Origin of the sequence: uncultured Martelella sp. (genome assembly GCF_963677965.2) — a bacterium.
GTDB lineage: Bacteria > Pseudomonadota > Alphaproteobacteria > Rhizobiales > Rhizobiaceae > Martelella > Martelella mangrovi.
This window is the reverse complement of sequence record NZ_CAXXFM010000001.1, coordinates 1,589,631-1,601,822: the sequence shown is the minus strand read 5'-3', so window position 1 is coordinate 1,601,822 and position 12,192 is coordinate 1,589,631. Positions and strand designations below refer to the sequence as shown.

Below are 12,192 nucleotides of genomic sequence, written 5' to 3'. Positions count from 1 at the left end.
GGAAAAGGAAAATGGCAGTTACAATCACGCAGCAGAATGGTGCCAGCAACGACCTGCTTGGCTACTTTGATTCCTGGAGCAATAACTACTCCTACGACGATAACGGGTTTTTCAATCCGGATTATAATTCCGGCGGTCCTTACACACAATGGGGTGCCGGCGATATATACGATCCAGCGAATCCGGCGGCCACGCCGACACCAAGTGTGATTCTGGGAGGTCAGAATTTCGAATATAATCCCGGGGAATTTTCGGGTGATATTCAGTCACTGAACTTCGGAGAGGGAATTTATTATGATTCCGCTTCTTCCGAATATGTGCAGAACGATCAGTTGCTTATCGATGTAAGCAGCGTAGATGTCAGTACTTCCAACACGTTCTCCTACGCAATTTATGTCCTGTCCAACTTCGGTTCGTTCACTAGCCAGACTGTTTTCGGCACGAACTTCCCGGGCATGTATGACTTTTTCGCAGAACAGGGGACGGAGCAGATCGGTACGGCCAGCGCCGATACCCAGTCCAGCTTTGGCGGCAATGATTCCCTGACTGGCGGATCGGGCAACGATGCATTCCGTTTCGTTCTAGACGACACCGGGGCAAGTGCGATCGGCGAAGACACCATCACCGATTTCGACGCTGCAAACGAAACGATCTACATCGGTCTCAACGATAGCGCCTACGACAGCTACAGCGAGATTCGCAATGCAGCCTCCGATACCGCTGAAGGAGTCAACATTAATCTCGGCAGCCATGGATCGATCACACTGGAAGGTGTAACCGTCTCCGAGCTGTCCAGCGACAATTTCGATTTCGTGTAGGCACCCAGACATATGTTTGGATCTTCCAGACAGGGTCCGTCGCAGCCACGTGCTGCGGCGGTATCCTTCCCGATTGCGAAAAGCGCGGCAGGCATTGCCATGATCAGCGGCGTGGTCAACGTTCTGGCGCTGACGTCGCCGCTGTTCATGCTGCAGGTTTATGACCGGGTGCTGGCAAGCGGCAGCGTGCCGACATTGATCGGTCTGGCCGTGCTGGCCGCCGGCCTCTACGGTTTTCAGGCCGTGCTCGATGCCTTGCGCGGGCGTGTGCTGCTGCGGATCGGCGAGCGTTTCGACGGTGATTTTTCCGGCCGGGTCTTTGATGCTGTCCTGCGTGTGCCGCTTCTTACTCGCGTGAAAGGTGACGGCCTCCAGCCGTTGCGCGATCTCGACAATGTGCGCGGCTTTCTGGGCGGCAATGGTCCGACGGCCTTTTTCGATCTGCCGTGGATGCCGCTTTATCTGGCAATCTGCTTCCTGTTTCATTTCTGGATCGGCATGACTGCACTTGTCGGCGCGGTGCTTCTGATCGGCATGACGCTTCTCACCAATGCCCTGTCTCAGACCGCAATTCGCGACGTTATCGCGCGCAACATGACGCGCAACACGCTGATGGAGGCAGGCCGCCGCAATGCCGAAGTGGTGCGTGCCATGGGCCTGCATGCGCAGATGGCCGGGCGCTGGCAGACGGCTAACGGCGCCTATCTGGATGCCAACCGCAAGGCAGGGGATGTCGCGGGCGGACTTGGCTCCCTTTCGAAGACAATGCGGATGATGCTCCAGTCCACAATCCTTGGTGTCGGCGCTTATCTTGTTATCCGCCAGGAAGTGACTGCGGGTGTGATGATCGCCAGTTCGATCATGATGGGCCGGGCACTCGCGCCGGTCGATATCGCGATTTCAAGCTGGAGACCGTTTCTCATGGCCCGGCAAAGCTGGGGCCGCCTGAAGGACCTTCTGGGTTCGGTTCCCCACGACGAGCGCTTTCTGGCTCTGCCGGACCCCGAAAAGGAACTGCGGGTGGAAGCGCTTGCCGTCGTTCCTCCGGGGCAGAAGGCCCCGAACCTTGCCGGGGTCGGCTTTTCGGTCAGCGCGGGCAACGCGCTCGGTGTGATCGGTCCGTCCGGTTCGGGAAAATCGACATTCGCCCGTGCTCTGGTCGGTGTCTGGCAGCCGGCTTCCGGCAAGGTCCGGATCGACGGTGCGAGCCTCGATCAGTGGGACCGCCAGATGCTCGGACGCCACATCGGCTACCTGCCTCAGGGTGTCGAACTGTTCGACGGCACGATTGCCGAAAACATTGCCCGTTTCGAACCGGATGCTGACGCGGCGGCAATCGTCTCTGCCGCCCGGATCGCCGGCGCTCACGAGCTGATCCTGCGCTTCGAGAACGGATATGAAACGCAGATCGGCGAAAGCGGATCGGCACTGTCTGCCGGCCAGCGCCAGAGGGTCGGTCTTGCCCGCGCTCTTTATGGCAATCCGTTTCTCGTGGTGATGGACGAACCCAACGCCAATCTTGATGCCGCCGGGGAGGCAGCCGTCGTAGAGGCGATTTCGGCGGTGCGCGAAAGGGGTGGCATTGTCGTGGTGATCGCCCATCGGCCCAGCGCCATAGACGCCGTCGATCTCGTTCTGATGCTTGAAAACGGACGGCAGAAAGCCTTTGGCGCACGCGATGAGGTGTTGTCGCGTGTTTTGAAGCCGGCGGCGGCCACCGCATCTGAAACCCGCGGTTTTCCGGCGTCCGCGACCGGGCTGACACCGCTGCGGGTGATCGCCGAGGCGGCTTCGAAACAGGCAGGTGCTCAGGAGACAGAGCTGAAGGAGGCGCCGGATGGAACGCACTGACAGGGTGTCCCGCTCGATCCGCTTTCATCTGATGGCCGGAATGGCTGTCAGTCTGCTGCTGGTTGGCGGCGTCGGCGCCTGGGCGACGACGACAAGGCTTGCCGGCGCGGTTGTCGCTTCGGGACACTTCGTGGTCAACAGCTATGTCAAGAAGGTGCAGCACCCGACAGGCGGCGTTGTCGGCGAGATTCTCGTGCATGACGGTGATGATGTTGCGGCAGGTGAAGTCGTCATGCGTCTCGACGCCACCCAGACGCGCGCCAATCTGGCGATCATTGTCAAGAGGCTGGATGAACTGAATGCCCGGCTTGCGCGGCTACAGGCAGAAAGGGACGATCTCGACCAGATCACCTTTCCGGAAGACCTTCTCGCGCGACAGGATGAACCCGATGTGGCCTCGGCAATCCGCAGCGAGACGCGGCTGTTTGAATTCCGGCAGGAATCGCGGGCCGGCAGAAAGGCGCAGCTTCGGGAACGTATCACCCAGTTCGAGCATGAGATCGAGGGGCTCAAGGCCCAGGAAGTTGCCTATTCCCGTGGACTTGAGGTGCTGGAAGGGGAGATCGCTTCACAGAAATCACTATTCGAGCAGGGAATCGTTTCCGTTCAGCGTCTCAATGGTTTGCTTACAGAAGCAGCGACCTTCGGCGGAGAGCGTGGCGAAAAGATCGCCTACCAGGCGCAGGCCGCCGGACGGATTGCCGAAACCAGACTGCAGATCCTTTCCATCGACAACGACCTGAAAACTGAGGTCGGTCAGGAACTGAGGGAAGTGCAGGCTCAGATCGGGGAATATGTGGAGCGCAGGGTTGCCGCTGAAGATGAACTGAAGCGCATCGACATCATCGCGCCGCAGTCAGGCGTGGTGCACCAGCTCGCCGTTCACACGGTGGGCGGTGTGGTTTCGCCGGCCGAACCGGTCATGCTGATCGTGCCCGAAAGTGACGATCTGACGCTTGAAGTGCGTATCCGTCCTCAGGATATCGACCAGATACGGACCGGCCAGAAGGCCATGCTGCGTATGTCCGCTTTCAATTTGAGGACTACGCCCGAGCTGGAAGGATATGTCAGCCGTGTTGCTGCCGATCTGACCACCGACGAGCATAGCGGCATGACCTACTACCTGATCCGGATCGCCGTGCCGTCTGCCGAACTGGACAAGCTCGGGGAACTGACGCTGGTGCCGGGCATGCCTGCCGAAGCGATGATCCGCACCGGCGACCGGACCGCACTTTCCTATTTCATGAAACCGCTTTCCGACCAGTTGGCGAAAGCCTTCCGCGAACAATAGCCGAGCGGTCAGGGCTGCATTGTCAGCACCCGCTTTAAAAGAAGGGACACAGAACACATGACTGATATCAAGTATTGCGTTGCAAACCAAACCAACGCGCGTCCGACAGGCCATACGCTTCGGCGTTTCAACCGCCACCTGCTGGCCGGTGCGGTATTCGCCGCGACGGCGCTCGGGGTACAAGCGCCGCTTCACGCAGAGGACTGGATTGCCGGAACGGGCGACTGGTTCAACGGCGCCAACTGGTCCAACGGTCTTGTGCCGGATGTTAATATTGATAACGGCATATACCGCTCGGCCGTAATCGAGAACGGGGGAGAGGTGACGCTCAGTGGCGGAGATGCCGTCGCCATGACGCTGGACATCGGTAGTCTCAACGGTCCTGGCGGCACGATGACGGTCACCGGAGGAACCCTGAATACCGGGAATATCGGTATCGACGGCGGCGGTTCGATGACGGTTTCCGGCCGAGGAACGGAGTGGGACCTGGCGAAGCCCAACACGCCTTTTTTCACCAGTGGAAGTATCAGGGTCTGGGATGGATCGCTCGCGATTTCCGGCGGGGCGAAAGTGCTTAATGCCGGCATTGCAACGCTCGGGGCCAGGGCTGGGCAGACTGGATCGTTAATACTGAGCGGTACGGGTACTACGATGACATCAAATGTCGGAATCAGCGTTGGTTCTCGCGGAATCGGTCTGTTGAGAGTGGAAGATCACGCAATTCTCCAGTACAGCAGGTTGGAGATCGGCACATTTGACGGTGGCCAGGGGACAGTCGTGGTAACTGGCAACGGCACCAGCGTGCTTGTCAGCGATCTGATCGTCGGATACCGGGGCGATGAAGAAGACCGGGCCAGCGCTATATTGACCATTGCTGATGATGCACAGGTAACGGCTTCGGACGAAGCCTTTATCACCAACGACGGCAATTATGGTGGCTGGACATCCGGTACGATAAACATCGGCGCCGCCGAGGGTGAGGCAGCGGCAGCGGCGGGTACGCTCAATGCCGATAACGGCGTGTATTTCGGTTATGGCGATGCCAATCTGGTCTTCAATCACACCGAGACAGACTATGACTTTTCCCATGACATGACCAATTCCGATGAGGCGACGGCCAGCGCGTCGATCAGGCAGGTGGCCGGCGTCACCGAGCTTTCCGGCAACAGCGCCAGCTTCACCGGCTCCACGGAAGCAACCGGCGGCACACTGCTGGTGACCGGCAATCTGGGCGGCGTCCTTTCGGCTTCCGAGGCGGGCACGATCGGCGGAACCGGCACGATCGGCTCCACCACGATCGGTGACGGCGGCACGCTGGCGCCGGGCATGCGCAATGCAATCGGATCGCTCACCGTCAATGGCGATCTGACGTTCGAAAGCGGTTCGACCTATGCCGTCGACCTCACCGGTGCGGCAAGCGATACGGTAACGGTTTTGGGAGCAGCGACGCTGTCCGGCGGCACGGTCACCGTCCGCTCGCTTGATGATTCCACCAGCTACCAGCAAAGCCAGACCTACACGATCCTGTCGGCGGGAACACTCGACGGTTCGTTTACGGAAACAATCAGCCCGTCGGCTTTTCTCGACGTAACGACCACGTATGAGGGCGACAATGCCAAGATCACGGTCGCGCTTATCGGCTCCGGCGAAGGCGATGGGGGCGATAACGGCGGCGGTGACAATGGCGGCGGAGACAACGGTGGAGGCGACAATGGCGGCGGCAGCGGCGTTTTCACCTGGGCAGCCGATACGCCGAACCAGTATGCCGTGGCTCAGTCTCTCGATTCACTGGATCAGTCCGGCCAATCGCTCGAACTTTACAACGACATGCTGATGCTCAGCCTCGACGAAGCGCGTGAAACCTATGAACAACTCGGTGGCCTCGATTACGCTGCCGGACAATCGGCGATGATGCAGAATTCGCTGTCTGTCGGCAGGATGATCAACAACCGCCTGCGGTCGGCGTCAGGTGGTGCTGCCGCGCCGTCCGTGCCCGCGCTTGGCTATGCCGAGGAGAGTGACATCGCCGCCAAGGGCGCCTTCCCCGACAGTGCAACGGATGGCTTCGATGAAGGACGCTTTACCGCCTGGGGCAGCGGCTTCGGTACATGGGGTGAGATCGACGGAACCAATGGCAGTGCCGATGCGGATATCGGCAGCGGCGGTTTCATCGGTGGTGCCGACATGATGGTCAATGATATGTGGCGGGTCGGTGTCGCCGCCGGCTATTCGCGTTCCACCTTCGATGTCAACCAGTCGACCGGCAAGAGCGACAACTACACCCTGGCGACCTATGCCGACATGGAGTGGAACGCGCTCGCCGTGCGCGGCGGCCTTGGCTATACCTTCCACAGCGCCGAGGCCGACCGTAAGATCACCGCGCTTGACCAGACGCTGAAGGGCGAATATGACGCCAACAGCTTCAACGCGTTCGGCGAACTGGCCTATCGCGCAGACCTCGGTCCCGCATCGGTGGAACCCTTCGCCAATCTGGCCTTCGTTCACCTGAAAACCGACAGCTTCACCGAAACCGGCGGCACGGCGGCGCTCAGGGTGGATGGCCAGACGATGAGCACCACCTTCACCACAATTGGCCTGCGGGCTGCCACCGATTTCGACTTCGGCGGTGTGCCGACAGTCGCGCGCGGTTCGCTCGGCTGGATGCATGCGTTTGGCGATGTCGACACGCAGACGACGGCGCGCTTTGCCACCGGCAACGACTTCACCGTCTTCGGCACGCCGCTCGACGAGAATACGGCGTTGGTGGAAGCCGGGCTGGACTTTGCGGTTACGGAATCGGCCACGCTGGGCGTCAGCTACAGTGGCCAGTTCGGCGAAAACGCCACCGATCAGGGGCTGAATGCCAACTTGCGCGTGCGGTTCTGATATGCTGAAACCTACGCCGGCGACGCATTGTCTTCGCCGGCGTTGCCATGATGTGGCGGATGGCCGGATGCCCTCGGTATATCCGGCAAGGCCATCAAAACGAGAGGAAGAAATTCATGAAGATTTACGCCTCGTTCCCCCGAATTCCTGTGTACGGGTTCATCGGAGAGCGGACGCCGTTCGGCAAGGCCGCCCGGTGTCGCTGATGTGACCTCCTCACAGGGCCGGACCGGCAAGCCAGCCAGCCAAGCGCATCGCGCGTCTTGGCAAGCCAGCCAGCCGGTCCGGGTTTCTTTTCCCGATCTGTGTTCCGGTCAAACGAAGAGCTTCAGGGCCGGTTTCGGGCCCTTGTCACGGCATCGCGCCAGTTGCGACGTCTTTCGCGGCGGTCGCAATCCCGCCCGTTCGGTGCGAATGAACGTGTATTCTCGCGGACAAAACCGCGGGCATCCTCGTCGTCAAACATGCCGTCCGCAACGCCGGCCATGAGACCGGCGCCGTAGCCGCTTAAAGCATGAATGGCCGGAACATGAACCGGGGCATTGAGAAGGTCGGCCTGGGTCTGCATCAGAAATGGATTTGCAGCCGCTCCGCCATCGGCAAGCAGGCCGGAAATGGCGACACCGAGATCGGCAGCCATGGCGTCTGCGACATCGCAGACCTGCATGGCGATGGCCTCCAGCGTGGCGCGGGCAATGTGGGCGGGTTTCGTCGAAAGGGAAAGGCCGGTAAGGCTTCCCCGCGCTTCGGCGTCCCAGTGCGGCGCACCAAGGCCAGCCAGCGCCGGCACGAACACGACGCCATCCGTGTCGGTCACTGTTTGGGCCAGCGATGAAAGCGCGGCAGGGTCGGCCAGACCCAGCATGGTGCTTGCAAAGGCCGCTGCCTGCCCGGAAACTGTGATGTTGCCCTCAAGCGCGTAGAGCGTTTCGCCATCACGCTTCCAGGCGATTGTCGTCGATAGACCGTTTTGTGAATGCAGGGGCGCCTCGGTCAGTGTCATCAGCGAGGTGCCGGTGCCATAGGTTGCCTTGATCACACCCGGCCCGCGGGCGCCGTGGCCGAAGAGGGCTGCGTGACTGTCACCGATCATCGCCCGGATCGGGATACCTGCCGGCAGCGCCAGTCCTGTCGCGGTCTGACCGAAAGTGCCGTCGCTGTCGACGACATCGGCAAGCAGGGAGGTCGGAACGTCGAACAAGGTACAGAGATCTTCGCTCCACCGATTGGCGGCAATATCGAAAAGCTGGGTTCTCGACGCATTCGATGCATCGGTCCTGAAGTTTTCACCGCCGGTCAGCCGATAAAGAAGGTAGGTGTCGATCGTCCCGGCACAGAGCCTGCCTTCATTGGCGGCCCGTCGTGCGCCGTCAACATTGTCGAGCAGCCAGCCGATTTTTGCCGCCGGAAACAGCGGGTCGAGGTTGAGGCCGGTTTTTTGTCGCACCAGCCGTTCTGTCTCGTCGCTGCGCAGCGGGCCGAGGCGTTCTTCCGAGCGCCGGCACTGCCAGATGATGCAGGGGCCGACGGGCTCACCGGTCTGCCGGTCCCACAGGAGGACCGATTCCCGCTGATTGGAAATGCCGATTGCGGCAATGCTGACATCGCCCGCCATGCTCAGACAGGCGGTGATGGCCGCCTCGACGCTCTTCCAGATTGCCTCGCCGGTTGTTTCCGCCCAACCCGGTCTGGGATAGACAACCTCAAGAGCGGCCGACCCCGTCGCGACAATTGCGCCTTTCCCGTTGATCAGGAGAACCTTGGTGTTGGTCGTCCCCTGATCGATGGCGAGGGTATGCCCTGTCATGTGTCGTTCCCGGCCTCAAGCACACCACGAACAGAGGCGGTGATGCCATCGGCAGTCAGGTTGAAATGCGAATACAGAAACGAGATCGAGCCCGTCGGCGCAAATTCCGGGAAGCCCATGATTTTCAGGCGTGCCGGGCAGTGCTCGGCCATGACTTCCGCTACGGCTCCGCCCAGTCCGCCTCGAACCGAGCCTTCCTCGACGGTGACGACGGCGCCTGTTCCGGCCGCTGAAACGATAGTCTCGATATCGAGCGGCGCGATCGACGACATGTTGATGACGCGGGCATCGATGCCTTGTCCGGCCAGTTTGGCCGCGGCTTCCAGCGCCCGATGCACCATCACGCCATTGGCGATGATGGCCGCATCATTGCCCGTCTTCAGCGTTTCGGCGACGCCGAGCCTGAACTGCACGCCTTCCGGCCGCGCGATTGCCGGCACGGGAAAGCGGCTGATCCTGAGATAGAAGGGCCCCTCAAGGCTGGCCGCCAGCCTGACGGCTTCGCTCGTCTCCCAGGGGTCGGAGGGTACGATGATCTTAAGGTTCGGCAGCGCGCGCAGCCAGGCCATGTCCTCGATCGAATGATGGGTCGGGCCGAGTTCGCCGTAAGCAACGCCGGATGACTGCCCGACCAGCTTCACATTGGTATTGGTATAGCAGACATCCGCCTTGATCTGTTCAAGCGCGCGTGCCGTCAAAAAGCAGCCGGCGGCGCTGACGAAGGGAATTCTGCCGCCGTTTGCAAGACCGGCGCCGACGCCGACCATGTTCTGCTCGGCGATGCCGACATTGACCAGCCGCTCGGGCCAGCGCTTCTGAAAGCCGCCGAGCTTGGACGAGCCGACGCTGTCATTGACCACCGTGACGATGGCGGTGTTGTCTTCGGCCAGCGCTTCCAGCGTCGAGGCGAACGCAACGCGGCAGTCAAACAGCTTTTCTTCCTTTTCAGCCAGCGCGCTCATCGCTCAACTCTCCTATTGCCTGGTCATATTGTGTGCGGTTCAGGACACCGTGATGCCAGTGCACCTCGTTTTCCATGAAGGAGACGCCCTTGCCCTTGATCGTGTGGGCAATGATGCAGCGGGGCTTGCCTTCCGAAGCGGCGGTGAGGTGCCCGAAAAGCGCGCCATGATCGTGGCCGTCACATTCCCGCACGTCCCAGCCGAAGGCGCGCCACTTGTCGCCCAGCGGCTCGAGCGTATTGGTGTGTTCCACCCTTGCCCCCTGCTGCAACCGGTTGCGGTCGATGATCAGCGTCAGATTGTCCAGCTTGCGATGGCCGGCCAGCATGCCGGCTTCCCAGTTGCTGCCTTCCTGCTGCTCGCCATCGCCGGTGACGACGAACACGCGCCGATCGGAACCGTCGAGCTTGGCGGCGATCGCCATGCCGGCGGCAACCGGCATGCCGTGGCCAAGCGGCCCGGTATTGGTTTCCACGCCCGGCAGATAATTGCGGTTCGGGTGGCCGTTGAGGCGCGAGAGCGGGCCCATATAGGTGGAAAGTTCTGAATGCGGAAAATAACCGGCTTCGGCAAGCGTTGCGTAGAACGCGCCGGTGCAGTGGCCCTTGCTCATGACGAAGCGGTCGCGTTCCGGCGCATTGGGCTCGGCCGGATCGTAGCGCAGGACGCCGAAGAACAGGGTTGCCAGAATGTCGGTGACCGACATATCGCCGCCGGGATGGCCGATCTGGGCCTCGAAGACCATGGACAGCGCACTGCGCCGGATGTGTGTGGCCTTTTCCCGAAGGAAGGCAATGATTTCATCCGGATCGGATGACAGGCCGGCCCTTGTCGTGCCGGCAGGCAGGGTAACGGTGTTCATTCGTCTGGCCTCACTGGAAAATATTGGGTTGCGGACAGAGCGCTTCGGCCTCGCCGCCATGCCGGTAGAGCGGCCATTTCAGATAGCGCGTGATTGCTTCCTCCACGACATCGCCGTGATGGCCGCGGACCATGGCGACGTGGTGCTCGAAACCGTTGCGCACGATAAAGCGCATCAGCGAGCGCAGTTTCTGCACCGAGGTGACGGCGATGCCGCCATCCATCGGGAACGGGTCATCGGTAAAGTCGCCCTCGCCGGTATAGGCTTTCAGCGTGCCGGCAGTGTCATCGGACGACAGCCGGAAATAGGTCATCGGGCCGGCCTTGACCTTGCCCTTGACGGCGCCGAAGCATTTTTCCTTGCCGATCACCGTGCCGAGAACGTCGAGTTCTGAGATTTCCGGCTCCGCGCCGATGAAACTGCGGGGGAAATTGCCGCAATGCGTGCACACGCATTTGTCCGCCTCGCGGGCATAATTGTTGTTCCAGTCGAGAATGGCGGCCGGCGCGCCGGAAGCGAGCGAGAGCGCATACATGGAGATCGCGCCCATCACATCCACCTCGCAGGCGCTTGGCATCAGCTTTTCGCTCAGCATTGACATCGAAACACAGGTGGCACAGCCGAAATTGTCCTGAAGCGAGCGCCAGCACTGGATGGCGCTGGCATCGCATTCGTTTTCCGCAATCCAGCGGTCGACGGTGACACCCCATTTGGCCTGGCGGACAAGTTTTTCACGGCCGATATGCGCCGGGATATGGCCGTACTGGGCAATCGCCTCGACCTTGGCCGCAACCTCGCTGTCGGCATCGCTCAGCTTTCCGGCGCGGTCGATCAGCTCGGAAAGGTCGACGGTCACAACCGTGACGCCGCTTTTTTGCAGCAGCTTTTCCGAATAGCGCATCGTCTGGAATGAGCCGGTGCGCGCGCCAATGGAGCCGATACGGGCGTTTTTAAGCCCGCGTACGGTGCGACAGATGCGGGAAAACCGCTCCAGGTCCGCGCCGAATTCGTCGCCATCGACATCCGATGTATGTGTGGTCGTGTCGGTGAAATCGATGCCGTACTGATAGAAATTGTTCGAAACCGAGATCTTGCCGCAAAACGCATCGCGGCGGGAATGGACATCGACCTTGTCGACTTCGTCATTGGACGCCTGCAGCAGCACCGGCACGTCGAGCCCGGCGCCGGCAACGGTTTCGGCGATTGCGATCTCGTCGCCGAAATTCGGCAGCAGCACGACAAGACCGTCGATCTCGTCACGATGTTCCTTCAGAAAACGCGCACACAGTGCGGCGTCCTCGCGTGACTGGACCGCGCCGTTTTCCGTTGCATCGAACGGTAATATGCGGTGGTCGATATCGTATTTCGAAAGCTGCTCGATAACCTGGCGGCGGCTTTCAACGGCGGGCGCGCCATTGAAAAACTGACGACTGCCCACGATAAGTCCGAATGTGATTTTCTTCTCGAAATGATGCACTGAGCCTCCTCCCGGCAACGCCACATCGCGAATTATTTTCGATTTCTATCGAATATTTGTGTTTTTAATCATTTTGTCAATCGCAGATTTCTGTTTTTCTTTGATGGCTGTGCAGTTCTAAGGTATGGATTGCCTAGATTGCGGGAGTGTGAAGCATAGTTGCAACCGTCCGGCGCGCGCGTGATTTTGTTCTTGATCGTGGCTGCCTCGCGGGCTTGTCTATGCGGAAGGAATGGCT

At 60.5% G+C, this 12,192-nt stretch carries 8 protein-coding genes; 4 read left to right on the top strand and 4 right to left on the bottom strand.

Annotation, left to right across the window (positions count from 1 at the left end):
* The first annotated feature begins 11 nt into the window (after positions 1-11).
* The 4 genes from ACHZCU_RS07555 to ACHZCU_RS07540 are packed head-to-tail and all read left to right on the top strand — an operon-like array spanning position 12 to position 6,846.
* Positions 12-818: a hypothetical protein gene (locus tag ACHZCU_RS07555; RefSeq protein ID WP_319518283.1), complete on the top strand. Its 807-nt coding sequence runs from the start codon at positions 12-14 to the stop codon at positions 816-818.
* A 12-nt stretch (positions 819-830) separates the two neighbouring features.
* Positions 831-2,669: a type I secretion system permease/ATPase gene (locus ACHZCU_RS07550; protein WP_319518282.1), complete on the top strand. Its 1,839-nt coding sequence runs from the start codon at positions 831-833 to the stop codon at positions 2,667-2,669.
* On the top strand, positions 2,656-3,960 hold the full coding sequence (locus ACHZCU_RS07545) for an HlyD family type I secretion periplasmic adaptor subunit (RefSeq protein ID WP_319518281.1): 1,305 nt from the start codon (positions 2,656-2,658) through the stop codon (positions 3,958-3,960). Before ACHZCU_RS07550 ends, ACHZCU_RS07545 begins: the two co-directional genes overlap by 14 nt.
* A 57-nt stretch (positions 3,961-4,017) precedes the next feature.
* A complete protein-coding gene (locus tag ACHZCU_RS07540) occupies positions 4,018-6,846 on the top strand; it encodes an autotransporter domain-containing protein (RefSeq protein WP_319518280.1) in 2,829 nt (942 codons plus the stop codon).
* Positions 6,847-7,174: 328 nt separating this feature from the next.
* Here the strand turns inward: ACHZCU_RS07540 and ACHZCU_RS07535 are convergent, their stop codons facing one another.
* From ACHZCU_RS07535 to ACHZCU_RS07520, 4 genes are read right to left on the bottom strand one after another with little or no spacing between them, the layout of a single operon-like run.
* Positions 7,175-8,653, bottom strand: coding sequence for an FGGY family carbohydrate kinase (locus tag ACHZCU_RS07535; RefSeq protein ID WP_319518279.1), 1,479 nt, complete (start codon positions 8,651-8,653; stop codon positions 7,175-7,177).
* Positions 8,650-9,615 (bottom strand): transketolase C-terminal domain-containing protein, encoded by a 966-nt coding sequence (locus tag ACHZCU_RS07530; RefSeq protein ID WP_319518278.1) that lies wholly within the window; start codon positions 9,613-9,615, stop codon positions 8,650-8,652. The genes ACHZCU_RS07535 and ACHZCU_RS07530 overlap by 4 nt, the downstream gene beginning before the upstream one ends.
* Positions 9,599-10,477 carry a transketolase gene (locus tag ACHZCU_RS07525; RefSeq protein WP_319518277.1) on the bottom strand — a complete coding sequence of 293 codons (879 nt, stop codon included), beginning with the start codon at positions 10,475-10,477 and terminating at the stop codon, positions 9,599-9,601. The genes ACHZCU_RS07530 and ACHZCU_RS07525 overlap by 17 nt, the downstream gene beginning before the upstream one ends.
* 10 nt (positions 10,478-10,487) lie before the next feature.
* Entirely contained in the window at positions 10,488-11,954 is a 1,467-nt protein-coding gene (locus ACHZCU_RS07520; RefSeq protein ID WP_319518276.1) for a fucose isomerase, read from the bottom strand.
* Positions 11,955-12,192: the final 238 nt, after the last annotated feature.